Genomic DNA, 15,922 nt, shown 5'->3' on the forward strand with positions numbered 1-15,922 from the left:
GGCCTCAGGTCCGGTCGAGCAGCGCCGGCAACTGGTCGAACAGGCTCTGGGTGAAGCTGACCAGCTCGGCGAGCACCCAGTTGCCCGTGACCAGCAGCGCGATGGCGACGGCGATGATCTTCGGGACGAAGGAGAGGGTCTGCTCCTGGATCTGGGTGGCCGCCTGGAACAGCGAGATCAGGAAGCCCACGAGCAGCGCGGTCAGCAGGATCGGGGCGGCCACCTTGGCCGCGACCATCATCGTCTGCGCGGCGATCTGGGTGACGTCGGCGTCGCTCATCAGCCGCTGCCCCCGTAGGACCCCACCAGCGCCGTGGTGATCAGCGCCCATCCGTCGACGACGACGAAGAGCAGCAGCTTGAAGGGCAGCGACACGATGGTCGGCGGCACCATCATCATGCCCATCGCCATGAGCGCGGCGCTGACCAGCATGTCCAGCACCAGGAACGGGATGAAGACGACCAGCCCGATGATGAACGCGCTCTTGAGCTCGGAGAGGACGAAGGCCGGGATGAGGGTGGTCATGCTGACCTCCTCCGCCGCAGCCGGGGCCTCCTCGCCGGAGAGCCCGATCATGAGCTGCAGCTCGTCCTCGCGGGTGTTGCTCAGCAGGAACTCCCGCAGCGGCACCACGCCGGCGTCGTAGGCCTGCGACACCGTGACCGTGCCGTCCATGTAGGGCTGGACGGCCACCTCGTTGATGTCGGAGAAGACGGGCCCCATCACGAACAGCGTCAGGAACAACGCGATCCCGGTCAGGACCTGGTTGGGCGGGGAGGACGGCAGGCCCAGCGCGTTCCGGGTCAGGCCGAGGACGACGATGATCTTGGTGAACGAGGTCGCCAGCAGGAGCACCGACGGCGCGATCGAGAGCACCGTGATCGCGAGGATCAGCGTGATGGAGCTGCTCGGCGACCCGTCGCCGATCGAGATGTCGATGTTGCCGTCGCCCGGGACCGTCGGGGCGGTGGGTGCCGTCGGCGCCACCGGGTCGGTCGGGGCCGCCGACGCCGGGCCGGCCAGGAGCACCGCCGCGACCGTGCACAGCAGGGCGAGCAGCAGGACGACGGTCGCCCGGTGCCGCGTCGGGACTGCGCCGGGCGCCGGCAGCGGGCGCACGGACGACGTCATGGCTTGCGGACCGTGCGCTCGCGCAGCTGGTTGACGAAGGTGCCCCAGCCGTTGCGGTCGAAGACCGAGCCGGCCAGGGCGGGGCTGGTCGTGCGGGCGGCGAACGTGTGGACCTCGGCGTCCTCGTCGTCGGCTCGGGCACCGACCGCGATGGGCACGCGGCGCTCGCGGAGGGCGGCGTCCACGGCGTCGGCGTCGACCTCGGCGAGCAGGGTGACCTGCTCCTCGGTGGCGCCCACGACGAGGACGACGTCGGCGATGCGGACCACGTTGACGGTGCTCGCCCGGCCCATGCGCTGGCGGGCGACGACCTCGATCAGGCCGTTGCCCTGGCCCAGCCCCTTCTTCTTCGCCAGTCGCGCCGCGAAGAAGAGGACCGCGGCGACGAACGCCAGCGACAGGATCAGGCGGATGATCATCCAGGTCATGCGACACCCAGTTCCTGCGCGGCGGCGTCGGTCACGATCTCGCTGATGCGCAGCCCGAAGTCCTCGTCGACGACGACGACCTCGCCGCGGGCGATGAGCGTGCCGTTGACCAGCAGGTCCGCCGGGGCGCTGGCGGCGCGGTCGAGCTCCACGACCTCGCCGGGGTGCAGCGACAGCAGCTCCTGCACCGTCATGCGGGTGCGGCCGATCTCGACCGTCACCTCCATGGCGACGTGCCGGAGGAGGTCGAGGCTGCCCCGCTGCTGCGGCTGAGCCGTCGGCAGGGTGACCTGGAGGGCGAAGGTCGCCTGGTGCTCGGCGCCGGCCATCAGCGGCACCGCCACGAACATGCCCTTGTCGCGCATGCCGTCCAGCGCTGCCACCGGCTCCTCGACGCGCTCGGAGGCGATCCGGACGCGGCCCAGCGTGGCGGCCGCGGCCTCGAGGGCCGGGCGCAGCGCGGTGGCGACGTCCATCCGGCCGACGGGGGAGTTGCTCAGCGCCTCGACGATGTCCGGGGAGACGACCAGCACGATGTCGCCGCTGACCTCGCCGGACAGGCCGGCGGAGACCGCCGAGGCGGCGCCGGGCGGCAGCGGGACGCTGTCGGGGTCGTTGACCGGCGTGCCGGGGACCAGCTCCACCGTGGCCGGGACCAGCGCGGCGGCGGCGCGGGCCGCGGCGGTGACGACCGCGGAGACGGTCTGGAAGTCCTGGGACGTGTCGGTGCTCATGCGGTGTCCTTCACGGCGGCTTGCGGGGTGGGGACGATCGCGGCGGCCAGTCGGCGCCGGTGGTTGCTGGCGATCGCGTAGGCGAACGTCACGTCGTTGGTGGTGACCTCGAGCGGCGCGTCCGGCGGGTGGCGCAGCAGGAGGACGTCGTCGACGGCGAGGGACAGCAGGTCCGCCGAGGAGACGGTCAGCGGCGCGAACCGGACGCTCACGTCGACCGGCACGAGGTTGAGGCGGGCGATCAGCGCCTCGGTGGCCCGCTTGCGCTTGGCCAGCGCCGACTCCGACAGCTGCGGGGATGCCGCGTTGTTCAGCGCCTGCGCGAACGAGGAGAACGGCAGCACGAGGGTGGCCTCGCCCTCGCGGGAGCCCACGGCCATCGAGTAGGAGGCCACCATGACGGTGTCCGACCCCGCGGCCGCCTGCGCGAGCTGCGGGTTGTACTCGTGGCCCAGCAGGTCCGGCTGGATCTCGGTGATCGTCGAGAACGAGGAGGCGAGCTCGTCCAGGAGCCGGCCGAGCAGGTGGTTGCTGATGGTCGTCTCCATCGCCGTCATCGGCCGGTTCGGCTGCTCGGCGGTCCCCGAGCCGCCCAGCATGTGGTCGACGATGGCCATGGCGATGTCGAGCGGGTAGGCGAACATGCCCTTGCCGGCGATGGGCTCGAGCGAGAACGTCGAGATGAACACCGGGTCGGGCAGCGTCGCGATGTAGTCGTCGTAGGAGAACTGCTCGATCCCGTTGAGCTCGAGGCGGGCCCCGGCGCGCAGGAACGTCGTGAGGGTCGTGGTCGCCTGGCGGGCGAAGGCCTCCTGCGCGATCTGCAGGACCCGGACGTGTTCACGGGAGAGCTTCGTCGGCCGGCGGAAGTCGTAGGTCCGCGGCTGGCGGCGCCGGTTGCGCGCGCCGGCCGGAGTGGTCGGCCCGGTGCCGGCGGGCGCGGTGGGCGCGGCGGCCTGTGCGGCGGCGGCGGGGGCCTCCGGTGACTCCTCCGGGGACTGGGGGCCCGCCTCGCTCGGGGCCGGTCCGGTCTCGGGTGTGGTCACGTTCCACCTCATCGGCGGAGCCGGACCCGACCCTGACCGACGGGCGGGGAGGAGTGTGACGGGTGGTGCGGGGCGTGCCCGGCGCGTGACGTCGCCCGGCCCTCGGGAGGGCCGGGCGACGTCGGCGGCGGCTACTGCGTGACGTACTCGGTGTAGTAGATGTGCATGACCATGGGCACGTCGTCCTCGGTGTAGGCCGCGACGATCTTCTGCTCGAGGGCCTCCTTGAGCGCGTCCCGGGCGTTGGTCACGTCGGCCGGGGACGCCTGGGAGAACGTCGAGATGATCTGGTCGTAGGCCTTGGCGCCGTCGACGGCGGCACCGCCGTGCCCACCGCCCGCGGCGTCGACCGTGATCTCCAGGGTGAGGCCGATCTTCAGGTATCCGCCCCCGGCCAGGTTGACCGCGATCGGCTCCAGCGCGACGTACCCGCCGTGCTCGGGCTCGGCGGCCGCCTCGGCCTCACCGGAACCGGAGAACAGGAAGAACCAGGCGGCCCCGGCCCCGGCCACGAGGAGGACCGCGAGGAGCATGACGAGCTTCTTCTTGCCGCCGCCCTTCTCCGCGCCGTCCTCGGTCTCGGCCTTGTCCTTGCTGCTCATGGTGTTGCCTCCTGCTTCGTTGCGTCGATGCCGGGCAGGAGGGCGTTGGCCTCTGCCGAGGCGGTGGACAGGACGACGATGTCGACCCGCCGGTTGACGGTGATCGCGCTGGGATCGGTCTCGGGGACGAGCGGACGGGTGGAGCTGTAGGCGTCCGCGGACATCCGGTTCTGCGGGACGCCGTCCCCGGCGAGGTACCGCACGACGGTGGTGGCGCGGAACGCCGACAGCTCCCAGTTCGACGGCCAGGGTCCGCCGGCGGTGACCGGCAGGTGGTTGGCGTGACCCTCGACCGCCAGCTGGTTCGGCAGTGCGAGGAGGGTGGGCGCGACCGCGTCGAGGATGGCCCCGCCCTCGGGTCGCAGGACCGCCTGCTCGGCGTCGAAGAGGACCTCGTCGGCGACGATGTGCACCACCAGGCCGCGCTCGTCGATCTCGAACTGCGCTGCGCCGTCGTAGCCGGCCGCCGCCAGCGCGGCGTCGATCGCGTCCCGTGCGGCGGCGAGCTCGTCGTAGGCCGCCGCTGCCTCTGCGGCGATGTTCTTGGCACGCTCCGCGGCCGCTGCCGCGGCCGCCTTGTCCACCTCGGCGTCGGTCACCGTGGGGTCCGGGGGGATGGCCGAGGCGATGTCGATGGCACCGGGCAGGCCGTCGAGGGGCGAGCCCTCGGGCGTGACGCTGGTCATGACGCTGACCGGGGTGCCGAAGGCCTCGGACATGCCCTGGGCGAGGGCGGCGAACTTGGCCTCGTCCACCTTGCTCATGGCGAAGAGCACCACGAAGAGCACGAACAGCAGCGTCATCATGTCGAAGCCCGACACGAGCCACCGCTCGTGGTTCTCGTGCTCCTCGTGCTCCTCGTGCTTCTTGCGGCGGCGGCCGTGACCGGTGCTCACGGGGTCACGCCGCTTCCTTGGCCAGCGCGCTCGGCGGCACGAGCGAGGTCAGCTTGAGCCGGACGGCCCGGGGGCTGGTGCCGGCCTGGATCTCGGTGATGCCCTCGACGAGCAGCTCCATCTGGGCGGCCTGCAGCTCGCTGACGCGGAGGATCTTGGCGCCCATCGGCAGGAACCAGAAGTTGGCCGCCATGACGCCCCAGAGGGTGGCGATGAACGCCGCGGAGACCATCGGGCCGAGCGTCGCCGGGTTGTCGAGGTTCCCCATCACGTTCATCAGGCCGACGATGCAGCCCAGGATGCCGATGGTCGGCGCGTAGCCGCCCATGGCGTTCATGAACTTGGCGGCGACCTTGTCCTCGGCCTTCTTGGCCGCGATCTCGCTCTCGAGGACGGTGCGCAGCTCCTCGGGGTCGGTGCCGTCGATGCCCATCTGCAGCCCGCGCTTGAGGAAGGGGTCCTGGATCTCCTTGACCTGGGCCTCGAGCGCCAGCAGGCCCTCCTTGCGGGCCTTCTCGGCGAGGCTGACCAGGGTCTGGATCTGCTCGGTCGGCGGCGGCACCTTGGCCGGCAGCACGGCCATCTTGAACCAGCTGCCGACCTTCTTGAGGTCGTCCAGCGTCTGGCTGGCCGCCGCGGCGCCGAACGTCGCGATGACGACCAGGACGATCGCGGGCAGGAAGATCAGTGCCGTGGGGGCGACGCCCTCCATCGTCATGAAGACGAAGAGGGCGACGATCGAGACGGCGAACCCGATCAGGGTGGCGGGATCCACGGGTCAGCGCTCCTCGCGGCTCGGGAACGGGACGACCGACGACTCGGCGGCCTCGCCGTCCCGGCGGATGGGCGCCCGGTACTCGCCGCGGTCCATCTCGTAGGAGGTGGCGAGGATGCCGGCGCGGTACTCGCGGATCTCGTCGAGCACCTCCTCGACGGACTCCTTCACCACGTACTTCGTGCCGTCCACCAGGAAGGCGACCGTGTCGGGGTGCGCCTCCACCCGCTCGATCAGATCGGGGTTGAGCGCGAACTGCTCACCGTTCAGGCGCGTCACACGGATCACGGTTCGGTCCTTGTCTGTGGGGTGCCCGCAGGGCGGGCGGGTGCACTGTTCTCATCGGCTCACCAGGGCGTTCCCTTGAGCCGAACGTCCGCCGGCGGCGGGGTCGGAGCCCCGGTATCCCGGGGGAATCGCGGCGGCCCGGTCACCCCCGAGGAGTGACCGGGCCGTCAGGGCGTGCGCTGCTAGCGCTTGAGGTTGACCAGGTCCTGCAGGATCTCGTCGGAGCTGGTGATCACGCGGCTGTTGGCCTGGAAACCGCGCTGGGCCACGATCAGGCCGGTGAACTCCTCGGCGAGGTCGACGTTCGACATCTCCAGGGCGCCGGACATCAGGGCGCCCCGCCCGCCCTCGGCAGCGGTGCCGATCTGGGCCACACCGGAGTTCACGCCGACGCGGAAGGAGCTGTTGCCGGCCTTCTCCAGACCGCCGGGGTTGTTGAAGGAGGCCAGGGCCAGCCGCCCGATGGGCTGGCGCAGCTCGTTGGAGTAGACGCCCATGATCGTGCCGTCGGCGCCCAGCTGGAACGACTGCAGCGAGCCCAGCGCGTAACCGTCCTGCTCCGGCGCACCGAGGGTGTTGGTGGAGCCGTACTGGGTCAGCCCGGACAGGTCGATCTGGACGTCGTTGTTCCAGCTCGGGTAGCTGCCGGCGTGCACGGTGTTCGGGTTGAACGCCGCGAGCAGGCCCGGGGCGGCGGGGGTGGTCAGCTTGCCCGCGGTGTCGAAGGTGACGCCGGTGACGGTCTGCATGACGTCGCCGTTCTCGTGCCGCACCTCCACGGTCCAGGTGTTCGCCGCCGTCCGCGTCAGGTTGTAGAACATCTTCTGCGCGACGCCCTGGCTGTCGTACATCGTGATGCCGGTCTGCAGCGGCGTCCCGGTCGGGCCGTCCGAGGGGATGTTGCCCGTGACGACCCCCCGCGTGCTGGCGGACGGCGCGACGAGCTGGCCGTAGGGGACCGAGAGCGGTCCGACCTGCCCGTTGGTGTTGACGACGCCGTTCTCGTCGGCCATCCAGCCCTGCAGGACCGCGCCGTCGGGCGTGACCAGCTTGCCGGCGCCGTCGAAGTCGAACGAGCCCGCGCGGGTGAACAGCTGCTCGCCACCGGCGCCGCGGGTCACGAAGAAGCCGTCGCCCTCGATCATGAAGTCGGTGGAGCGGCCGGTGGACTGCGTCGCGCCCTGGGTCCAGTTGGTGGTGATCGCGGCGACCTTCGCGCCGAGACCGACCTGCGCGGGGTTTGTGCCACCACGGTCCGCGGCGGGGGCGCCACCGGCGCGGATGACCTGGGACAGCGTGTCCTGGAAGACCGTCTGGCTCCCCTTGAAGCCGACGGTGTTGACGTTGGCGATGTTGTTGCCGGTGACGTCCATCTTGGTCTGGTGGGCGCGCAGGCCGGAGATGGCCGAGAACATGGAACGAAGCACGGGGAGGTTCTCCTCAGGTGTGGGCGGGCCGGGCGGCGGTGCGGGCGTTGGGGTGCAGGCGGGACGCCTACGTGGTCACGGAGATCTCGGTGAGCCGGCCCACCTGGACCTTGACGCCGTCGATGATCGCGACGGCCTCGCTCTGCTTGCTGGCGAGCTGCACGGCGGTGACGACCCCGGTCTTCGAGGCGCCGGTCGTGTCGGTGTAGGTAGCCGTCCGGCCGACGAGGGCGCCGGCCGTGGCCGACTCCTGGAGGACGAGCATCGAGGCGTTCTGGTTGACCAGCTGCTCGAGCTTCTCGACCTGGCTGAAGGTCGCCGTCTGGGCCATCATCTGCGAGGAGTCGACCGGGTTGCCCGGGTCCTGGTAGCGCATCTGCGCGACCAGCAGCTTCATGAAGACGTCCTTGCCCATCTGGTCCGGTCGGTCGACCGTCGAGGAGGCGGGCGTGTACGCGGTCCCGCCTGCTCCGGTCACGGGTGCCGTCATCGGTCGGTCACTCCTTCTCTCAGGCGAGCACGTCCACGCCGGAGGCCGACGTGGCTCGGTTGCGGGGCGGGATCGGACCGCTCACTGGGGTATCGGCAGGGGCGCCCCAGGGTCGTGACCTGTCGCCGCCCTGGTCCTGCTGGCCGCGCTGGGGGGAGCCCTGGTGGTCGGCCTGCTGCTGGGCCGCGTGGCGGGCCAGCCAGGAACCGCCGGTGTCCCGGTCCACCTCGAGCCGCGACGGCGTGAGCCCCGCCGACTCGAGGTCGCGGCGCAGGTCGGGCAGGCCGTCGAGCAGCGCGGCCCGGCCCTGCTCGTGCGCACCGCGCAGGTGCAGGTCGACCGACCCCTTGCTGACGGTCACCGAGACCTCGACCGGACCCAGGTTCTCCGGGTTCAGGACGAGGGTCATGGTGTGCGCGCCGTCGGGTCCGCGGCCGAGCACCGCGACCTGGCGGGCCACCTGCGATCCGACCGGCAGGGCAGCGGCGTCACCGGTCGCGGAGGGGGCCGCGGGAGCGGCGACGGGCGCGGTCGCCGACGGTGCGGGGGCGGCACCGATCGGCAGCGCATCGGGAGCGCTGTCGGTGGCGGGGGCCGCCGGCGTCCCGGAGCTCTGGCCCGGGTTGCCGGCCCCACCGGACGGGGCGCCGCCGGTGCCGGTCGACGGGACGGCGGCAACCGTGGCGGCCGGGGCTGCGGCGGTGGTGCCGGTGCCGCCGGTCGTGGGCGACGGGGCAGGGGCCGCTGCCGCTGCCGGTGCGGCCGGCGTCGCGTCGGTCGCGACCGGTGAGGCGGCGACCGCGGTGGGCACGGTCGGTGCGGGCGCGTCCACGACCGGCGCGGGCGCCGGCACCGCGGCAGCGGGGGCAGGCGCGGCCGCTGCGGGGGCGCCCGGGGCCGGCACGACGGTGAGGTCGGCGAGTGCGGCGGCGGCAGCGGCGGAGGCGGAGGCGGGGGAGGGGGTCGTGGCCGGGACGGCGGTGCTCGGGGCAGGCGCCGGAGCCGCCGGGTCGGCGGCGGGAGCGGCCGGTGCGGTGACCGGCAGCGCCACGGCGGCGGCCGGGGCGGACGCCGGCGCCGGCGCGGCCGCCTGCACCTCCGCGGTGACGGCACCGGCGACGACGGGGGCCGCCGTCTCCGCCGGCGTGGGCGTGGCGACCGTCCCGCCGAAGGCCATCGCCCACAGCGCGGCCGGCAGCGCCGGTGCGGCGGTCGCCGCGGTGTCGTCGCCCGGTGCCTCCGCAGCCGCGACCGGGGTCGGTGCGATCTCGGGCGTCGCCGTCGTGGCGTCGTCCGCGGGGTCGTCCGTGGCACCGGTACCGCCCTGCTCGGGACGGCGCGCGGCCTCGGCCGCCCGGGCGGCGGCCGCGGCGGCCCGGGCGCCGGCGCGGCCCGCCCGCTCGGCGGCGTGGTCGGCCGCCCTCTCGGCCCGGTCGCTCGCGCGCTCGGTGGCGCGGTCGGCCCGGGCCTGCGCGTCGGCGGCCCGGTCGAGGGCGCGGGCCGCCCTGTCGTCGGGGGTGCTCCGCCGTTCGGCGGCGCGGTCGGTCCCCTGACCGGGGCGGTCCGCCGCCAGGGCGTCGTCGAGGGCCGAGGCGAACGGCGAGGCGCCCGATGGGCTGCGCGCGTCGGTGCTGCCCGCCGGTCGCGTGCGCAGCGACGTCAGCGCGTTGATCGAACCAGGGCTTGTCATCGGTAGGCCTCCGCCTTGGTCATCACTGCGCGCACGTAGTTCTGGGTCTCGGAGTAGGGCGGGATGCCGCCGTAGCGGGACACCGTGCCGGGCCCGGCGTTGTAGGCGGCCAGCGCCAGGTCGGTCGAGCCGAACTGCTGGGTCAGGCTGCTCAGGTAGCGGGCCGCACCGTCGATGGCCGAGGTCGGGTCGAGGGCGTTGACGCCGAGACCGCGGGCGGTGGCCGGCATGAACTGCATGAGCCCCTGCGCGCCGGCGGGGGAGACCGCCGAGGCGTTGAAGCTCGACTCCTGCGAGGCGACCGCGGCCAGCAGCGAGGCGTCCACCCCGTAGCGGGCGCCGGCGCGGGTGAACAGGTCGGCGTAGGGGACTCCCGCGAGCGCGCTGCCCGACGCGGTCGCAGCGGTCGCCGCCTGCTGGGGGAGGACGCGCCGGATGACCGTCGGGTTGCCGACGTCCTGCACCTTGACGACCTCGCCGGCCTGCGGGGCGGCGATCATCTTGCCGTTGCCGATGTAGACGCCCACGTGGTCGATGCCGGCGCGTCCCGACGAGTAGTCGAAGAAGACCAGGTCGCCGGGGCGGGCGTCGGCCAGCGAGGCGACGGCCTGGCCGCTGGTCGCCTGCTGCGACGACGTGCGCGGCAGGTCGATGCCGAGGTTCTTGTAGACCAGCTGCGTGAACCCCGAGCAGTCCAGACCCTTGGCCGGGTCGGTCCCGCCCCACAGGTAGGGGACGCCGAGGTACTTCTGCGCCTCGGCGACGACGGCGCTCTCCGACGCGGTGGCGGGACCGGTGGCGGTCGTCGCCGAGCCGGTCCCGGTCAGGCCGGCGGCGGCCGCGGCGCTCGCCCAGGTGGTCGAGGCGGTCTGCGGGCGGTGCAGGAAGCGGCTCTGGATCTCGCTGATCCGGGCCTGGACCGCGATCACGGCATCCACGGGACCTCCCCGTCCTCGGTCCGGTCGGCGGCGGCGCGGCCGGCGCGGCCGGTCACCAGGTCGTCGACGGCCCGCTCCTCGGCGACGTCTTCGGCGTGCTGCAACGCGGCCATGTGCCGGTCGCGCAGCCGCTCGAGGCCCTTGGTCCGCTGGGCCGCGGCGGTCCACCGGGCGCGTACCAGCTCGGACTGCTCGGCGGACGCGGTGGCCAGCGCCCGGGCGTCGGCGGCGTCGGTGGCGGCGGTGCGCAGCAGGGTCATCGCAGCCAGGAACTGGCCGGCGGGCAGGGAGCGGGGGAGCGTGGCCTCGGCCAGCGCCGTCTCGTACTCGGTGGCCCGCCGGTCGGCGTCCGCCGCCGCACCGGCGGCCTGCGCCGCGAGGGCGGCCGCGGCGCGCTCCTCGGTGCGCCGGAGCTCCAGCACCGGCTGCAGCCGGAACCGCGCGCGCTTCACGCGCTCCTCACGATCCGCTGCAGCCAGCTCCACGCCTCCTGCGGCGCGGTGGACTCACCCATCGGCTGCTGCAGGAACGACTCGATCGCCGGCGCGAGCATGCGGGCGCGGTCGACCAGCGGGTCGCTGCCGGTCTGGTAGGCGCCGATCTCGACGAGCTCCTTGACGTCGCGCAGGGCGCCCATCAGGCGGCGGATCTCCCGCGCGTCGGCCATCAGCTCCGGCGGCACGACGGCGCTCGCCACCCGGGAGATGGACTCCAGGACGTCGATGGCGGGGAAGTGCCCCGTCGTCGCCAGCTTGCGGGTGAGCACGATGTGCCCGTCCAGGATCGACCGGGCGGTGTCGGCGATCGGCTCGTTGTGGTCGTCGCCCTCGACCAGGACGGTGTAGAGGCCGGTGATCGAGCCGGTGACGCCGGTTCCGGCCTTCTCCAGCAGCTGCGGCATCATCGCGAAGACGCTCGGCGGGTAGCCCCGGGTCGCCGGCGGTTCGCCCGCGGACAGCCCCACCTCGCGCTGGGCCATCGCCGTCCGGGTGATCGAGTCCATGAGCAGCAGGACGTCGCGGCCCTCGTCGCGGAACGCCTCCGCGATGCGGGTGGCCACGAACGCGGCCTTGAGCCGGACCAGCGGCGGCTCGTCGGAGGTGGCGACGACGACCACGGTGCGCGCCATGCCCTCGGCACCGAGGTTCTCCTCGAGGAACTCGCGCACCTCGCGGCCGCGCTCACCGATGAGGCCGATGACGCGGACGTCGGCGTCGGTGCCCCGCGTGATCTGGGCGAGCAGGCTGGACTTGCCGACGCCGGAGCCGGCGAAGATGCCCAGGCGCTGGCCCTTGCCGCAGGGCACGAGCGTGTCCAGCGCGCGGACGCCGAAGGTCAGCGGCTCCTCGACCCGGGTGCGGGACAACGCATGCGGCGTCTCGCTGGAGAGGTCGACGTAGGAGACGCGGGAGCCCAGCGGGGGGCCGCCGTCCACGGGCCGGCCGAGGCCGTCCAGGACGCGGCCGAGCAGGGCTTGGCCGACCGGCACCTGCAGCGGCATCCCGGTGGCGCGCACCGGGGCGCCGGCGTGCACGCCGGAGAGGTTGCCCAGCGGCATGCAGGTCAGCCGCTCGCGACCGACGGCGACCACCTCGGCCAGCAGCGGGCGGCTGCCGGGGTTGACCTCCACCAGGTCGCCGACGGCAGCGCTGAGGCCGTCGACGCTGAGCGTCAGGCCCATGGCGCCGGTGACGGACCCGGTGAGCTGCGGACGGGCGGCGGCCCGGGCGCGGGTGAGCACCGTGGCGGGGAACGTCACTGGGTCAGCACCGCCTGCACGCGCTCGAGGGCGGCACCGAGCTGGGCGTCGATGCGCCGGGGGCCGGTCTCGACCACCGCGCCGGCCCGCTCGATGCCGGCGTCGGCGACCACGCGCACGCTGGCGGGCAGCTCGGCGAGGGACTCCGCGGGCACCTCCGCGAGGTCGTCCGGGTGGATCCGGACGACGGCCGGGGCGTCGGCCGGGACCAGCGCCAGCGCGCGGCGGACGGCGTCCATCACGGGGTCCTCGGCGAGCGCGAGCTCGCGGCCGAGCAGGTCCTCGACCAGCGTGAGGACGGTGCCGACGACGGTCTCCCGGATCTCGTCCGCCACCGGCACCGACGCCTCGTCGAAGCGCGTGGCGGCGGCCGCGAGCGCTGCTGCCGCGGACGCCATCCGGCGTTCCCACCGGGCCTGGACGTCGGCGAGCCGCTCGGCGGCGGCGCGCTCGGTCTCGGCGACGACGGCGGCCGCGGCGGTCATGCCCTCGGCGTGGCCGGCCGCGAACCCCTCCTCGTGCGCCCGCGCGCGCAGCCGCTCGAGCTCCTCGGCGTACACGTCGCCGAGGCGGAACGAGGGGCCACCGCCGACGACCGGCATGTCCGCGGCGCGGCGGATGCTGGTGCGCCGCTCGACGACCGGCTCGACCTCGGCGGGGACCCGCTGCTCGGGCAGGCCGGCGCGGTACGGGGTGACCTGCCGCGCGGCACCGCCGCGCAGCAGGACCCCCTCACGAGACGAACTCATCGTCCTGTCCGCGGGTCAGCGTGAGGACGCCCTGCTCCTCGAGCGTGCGGATGATGCCGACGACCTTGGCCTGGGCCTCCTCGACGGTGCGCGTGCGCACCGGACCGAGCAGCTCGATCTCCTCGTTGAGGTTCTCGGACGCGCGCTCGGAGAGGTTGCGCAGGACCTTGTCGCGGACGTCGGGACGCACGCCCTTGAGGGCGGTGGCCAGGTCGTTCGCCTCGACCTCGCGCAGCACCTGCTGCAGCGAGCGGTCGTCGATGGTGACGATGTCCTCGAAGACGAACATCTGCGAGCGGACCTGCTCGGCCAGCTCCGGGTCGGTGTTGTCCAGCCACTCCAGGATCGAGCGCTCGGTGGGCCGGGGGGAGCGGTTGATGATCTCGACGAGGGTCTCGACGCCGCCCACGGTGGTCATGTCCTGGTGCGCGAGCAGCGAGCCCATGCGCCGGCCGAGCTCCTCCTCGACGAGGCGGACCATCTCCGGCGACGTCCGGTCCATCGTGGCGATCCGGTGCGCGACCTCGGCCTGCTGCTCGGGCGCGAACCCGGAGAGGACCTCCGCCGACTGCGCGGCGGTGAGGTGGGCGAGGACCAGCGCGATGATCTGGGCGTGCTCGTCCTTGAGGAACGTGACGAGCTGACGCACGTCGGCATTGCGCAGCGAGGCGAAGGGCACCTCGGTGTAGACGACGTTGAGCCGCGACAGGATGCCCTCGGCCTTGTCCTCGCCCAGGCCGGCGGCCAGGATCTCGCGGGCGAAGTCGACGCCGCCGCGGCCGATGAAGTGCTGGGCGGTCATGAGGCCGTGGAACTCGTTCATGACGGAGTCGACGTCCTCGACCTCGACCGAGCCCAGGCGCATGAGCTCCCGGGTCAGCGACTCCACCTCGCGGGGGCGCAGCTTCGACAGGATCGCGCCGGCCTCCTCCTTGCTCATCTGGGCGAGGAAGACGGCAGCCTTGCGCAGGCCCGGCAGCTCGGGACGCGGGGGAGCGGCCGGGACGGGCAGGTTGCCGCCGCCGGCGCCGAGCAGCTGCTCCATTCCGGCGAGCGTCACGACTTGTTCTCCGTCAGCCAGCCGCGCAGCATGGCCGCGACCTCGTCGGGGCGCTCGCTGACCATGGTGGAGATCTCCCCCCGCACCTTCTGCCGCTCCGCGGCCTCGAGCTCCATCTGCCGGTTGTCGACCTCGACCGCCTCGCGGCTGCTCGCGACGCGCAGGCGGTCGAGCTCGGCGAGCATGTCGTCGGACAGCTCGAGCGGCTCGTACTCCTCCTCGACCTCGCCGCGGCGGCGCGAGCGCAGCCAGACGATGAGGACGACGAGCGCGATGCCGGCCGCGATGCCGCCGGTGCGGATCATCGACCACATCTGCTCGCTGGCCTCGGCCTCGCGGGCGGCCTCCATCTCGGCGGCGGCCTCGTCGGCGGCGGTCGTGTCGAAGGGCATGGAGGCGACGGTGATGTCGTCGCCGCGGGCCTCGTCCAGCCCGACGGCCGTGGTCATCAGGTCGCGGATCTGCTGCTGGTTGAGGTTGCCGGCGACCGCCTCGTCCATCACCACGGAGACGGTGAGGCGGTTGAGCCCGCCCGGTGCGCCCTCGGTCACCGTGGTCGTCTTGCCGACCGCGTTGTTCGAGGTGGTCGACTCCTTGTTGTAGGAGGACTCGCCACCGCCGGCGTTGTCCGCCGCGTCGGGCATGTTCTCGGGGCCGAGGACGCCGCCGACCGGAGTGCCGCCGCCGGTGTAGTCCTCGGTGGTCGTGCTCTCCGAGATCGGCGGCGTGCCCTCGTCGTAGGTGTAGGTCTCCGACGTCGTGTCGCTCTGCGAGAGGTCGACGTCGGCACGCACCGAGACGACGGCGCGACCCGGGCCGACGACCCGGTCGAGGATCGCCTGGGCGTTGGTCTTCAGCCGCGCCTCGTACTCCTGCTCCACCTGCGAGCGGGCGTCACCGGCGGCCGCGGTGATCCCGGTGCCCGGGGCCGACAGCACCTGCCCGGAGGAGTCGGTGACGGTGACCTGGTCGGGCTCCATGTCCTGGACGCTGGAGGAGACCAGGTTGGTCACGGCCTGGATCTGCTCCCCGGACAGGGAGGTGCCGGCCGCCAGGTCGAGCAGCACCGACGCCGTCGGCGCGGACTGCTCGGTCACGAAGACCTCGTCCTCGGGCAGGGCGACGTGCACGACCGCGGAGTTGACGCCGTCGAGGGCCTCGAGGGTCTTGGAGAGCTCGCCCTCGAGCGCCCGCTGGTAGGTCACCTGCTGCTGGAACTCGCTGGTGGTGATGCCCTGCTCGTCGAGGAGCGCGTACCCGGTGTCCTGACCGGCCGGCAGCCCCTGGCCGCTCATCTGCAGCCGGAGGTCGTAGACCTTCTCCTTGTCGACCAGGATCGTGCTGCCGCCGTCGGTCAGGGTGTAGGCGACGCCGGCGGCGTTGAGCTCCTCGACGATCGCGGAGGCGTCCGTGGCGGCCAGGTTCGAGAAGAGCGGGGCCTGGGTGGGCGCGGTGATCCAGCGGAAGAAGATGAACCCGCCGAGAAGCAGCCCGATGAGCAGGAGGCCGATGACGACCTTCTGCCCCAGGCTGATCGTGGAGAACGTGGAGCGGGCGCGCTCCATCGTCCCGGCGAGAGCCGACTTCATCAGACAGGCATCCTCATGATCTCGTTGAAGGCCTCAACGGCCTTGTTCTTGAAGGTCACGACCATCTCGGTCGCCAGGGACGCCTCGGTCCTGGCGATGATGTAGTCGTGCACGTCCTTCAGGTCGCCGGTGGCGGCCTGGGCGCCGAGGGTGTCCGCGGCGTTCTGCGTGCTCTGCAGCTTGTCGAAGGTGGACGCGAGCACCGACGCGAAACCGTCGCCGTTGGACGTCGAGGTGACGGCGTCGGCGTTGGTGGAGCCGGCGACGCCGGTCACCGCGCTGACGCCGACGGGCAGGACCCCGCTCAGGGGGGCGGTCAC

19 protein-coding genes are annotated in these 15,922 nt (G+C 73.0%); all 19 read right to left on the minus strand.

The features are described 5' to 3' along the window. Window positions 1–4 precede the first annotated feature (4 nt). The 19 genes from fliQ to fliE all read right to left on the minus strand — a co-directional run bounded on the left by fliQ (window position 5) and on the right by fliE (window position 15,922). Window positions 5–280: a flagellar biosynthesis protein FliQ gene (fliQ, locus tag DCS98_RS03055; RefSeq protein ID WP_116449822.1), complete on the minus strand. Its 276-nt coding sequence runs from the start codon at window positions 278–280 to the stop codon at window positions 5–7. Continuing rightward, the gene (gene fliP / locus DCS98_RS03060) at window positions 280–1,131 is read right to left on the minus strand and encodes a flagellar type III secretion system pore protein FliP (RefSeq protein WP_116449823.1); all 852 of its coding nucleotides are present in this window, start codon (window positions 1,129–1,131) and stop codon (window positions 280–282) included. Before fliP ends, fliQ begins: the two co-directional genes overlap by 1 nt. Next, complete coding sequence (locus tag DCS98_RS03065) at window positions 1,128–1,559, minus strand: FliO/MopB family protein (RefSeq protein WP_116449824.1); 432 nt, start codon at window positions 1,557–1,559, stop codon at window positions 1,128–1,130. The genes fliP and DCS98_RS03065 overlap by 4 nt, the downstream gene beginning before the upstream one ends. Further along, entirely contained in the window at window positions 1,556–2,293 is a 738-nt protein-coding gene (gene fliN, locus DCS98_RS03070) for a flagellar motor switch protein FliN (RefSeq protein WP_116449825.1), read from the minus strand. Before fliN ends, DCS98_RS03065 begins: the two co-directional genes overlap by 4 nt. Then, on the minus strand, window positions 2,290–3,339 hold the full coding sequence (locus DCS98_RS03075) for a flagellar motor switch protein FliM (RefSeq protein WP_241037094.1): 1,050 nt from the start codon (window positions 3,337–3,339) through the stop codon (window positions 2,290–2,292). Before DCS98_RS03075 ends, fliN begins: the two co-directional genes overlap by 4 nt. Before the next feature lie 131 nt (window positions 3,340–3,470). After that, the gene (locus tag DCS98_RS03080) at window positions 3,471–3,941 is read right to left on the minus strand and encodes a flagellar basal body-associated FliL family protein (RefSeq protein ID WP_116449827.1); all 471 of its coding nucleotides are present in this window, start codon (window positions 3,939–3,941) and stop codon (window positions 3,471–3,473) included. After that, the gene (locus DCS98_RS03085; RefSeq protein ID WP_116449828.1) at window positions 3,938–4,837 is read right to left on the minus strand and encodes an OmpA/MotB family protein; all 900 of its coding nucleotides are present in this window, start codon (window positions 4,835–4,837) and stop codon (window positions 3,938–3,940) included. Before DCS98_RS03085 ends, DCS98_RS03080 begins: the two co-directional genes overlap by 4 nt. Before the next feature lie 4 nt (window positions 4,838–4,841). Further along, entirely contained in the window at window positions 4,842–5,612 is a 771-nt protein-coding gene (locus DCS98_RS03090) for a motility protein A (RefSeq protein ID WP_116449829.1), read from the minus strand. Window positions 5,613–5,615: 3 nt separating this feature from the next. Continuing rightward, complete coding sequence (locus tag DCS98_RS03095; RefSeq protein ID WP_116449830.1) at window positions 5,616–5,900, minus strand: flagellar FlbD family protein; 285 nt, start codon at window positions 5,898–5,900, stop codon at window positions 5,616–5,618. 182 nt (window positions 5,901–6,082) lie between these two features. Next, window positions 6,083–7,327 (minus strand): flagellar hook protein FlgE, encoded by a 1,245-nt coding sequence (locus DCS98_RS03100; RefSeq protein WP_116449831.1) that lies wholly within the window; start codon window positions 7,325–7,327, stop codon window positions 6,083–6,085. A 67-nt stretch (window positions 7,328–7,394) separates the two neighbouring features. Continuing rightward, a complete protein-coding gene (locus DCS98_RS03105; RefSeq protein ID WP_116449832.1) occupies window positions 7,395–7,817 on the minus strand; it encodes a flagellar hook assembly protein FlgD in 423 nt (140 codons plus the stop codon). A 19-nt stretch (window positions 7,818–7,836) separates the two neighbouring features. Continuing rightward, on the minus strand, window positions 7,837–9,507 hold the full coding sequence (locus DCS98_RS03110) for a flagellar hook-length control protein FliK (RefSeq protein WP_116449833.1): 1,671 nt from the start codon (window positions 9,505–9,507) through the stop codon (window positions 7,837–7,839). Then, complete coding sequence (locus DCS98_RS03115) at window positions 9,504–10,445, minus strand: transglycosylase SLT domain-containing protein (RefSeq protein WP_116449834.1); 942 nt, start codon at window positions 10,443–10,445, stop codon at window positions 9,504–9,506. Before DCS98_RS03115 ends, DCS98_RS03110 begins: the two co-directional genes overlap by 4 nt. Beyond that, window positions 10,433–10,897 (minus strand): flagellar FliJ family protein, encoded by a 465-nt coding sequence (locus DCS98_RS03120; protein ID WP_116449835.1) that lies wholly within the window; start codon window positions 10,895–10,897, stop codon window positions 10,433–10,435. The genes DCS98_RS03115 and DCS98_RS03120 overlap by 13 nt, the downstream gene beginning before the upstream one ends. Further along, entirely contained in the window at window positions 10,894–12,204 is a 1,311-nt protein-coding gene (locus DCS98_RS03125) for a FliI/YscN family ATPase (protein ID WP_116449836.1), read from the minus strand. The genes DCS98_RS03120 and DCS98_RS03125 overlap by 4 nt, the downstream gene beginning before the upstream one ends. Beyond that, window positions 12,201–12,953 carry a FliH/SctL family protein gene (locus DCS98_RS03130; RefSeq protein ID WP_164704341.1) on the minus strand — a complete coding sequence of 251 codons (753 nt, stop codon included), beginning with the start codon at window positions 12,951–12,953 and terminating at the stop codon, window positions 12,201–12,203. The genes DCS98_RS03125 and DCS98_RS03130 overlap by 4 nt, the downstream gene beginning before the upstream one ends. Then, a complete protein-coding gene (gene fliG, locus DCS98_RS03135; protein ID WP_116449837.1) occupies window positions 12,937–14,013 on the minus strand; it encodes a flagellar motor switch protein FliG in 1,077 nt (358 codons plus the stop codon). Before fliG ends, DCS98_RS03130 begins: the two co-directional genes overlap by 17 nt. Further along, window positions 14,010–15,602, minus strand: a complete 1,593-nt coding sequence (gene fliF / locus DCS98_RS03140; protein WP_116449838.1) for a flagellar basal-body MS-ring/collar protein FliF — start codon at window positions 15,600–15,602, stop codon at window positions 14,010–14,012. The genes fliG and fliF overlap by 4 nt, the downstream gene beginning before the upstream one ends. Next, complete coding sequence (gene fliE, locus DCS98_RS03145; protein WP_116449839.1) at window positions 15,602–15,922, minus strand: flagellar hook-basal body complex protein FliE; 321 nt, start codon at window positions 15,920–15,922, stop codon at window positions 15,602–15,604. The genes fliF and fliE overlap by 1 nt, the downstream gene beginning before the upstream one ends.

This window comes from Blastococcus litoris (genome assembly GCF_003075095.1).
Classification (GTDB): Bacteria; Actinomycetota; Actinomycetes; order Mycobacteriales; family Geodermatophilaceae; genus Blastococcus_B; species Blastococcus_B litoris.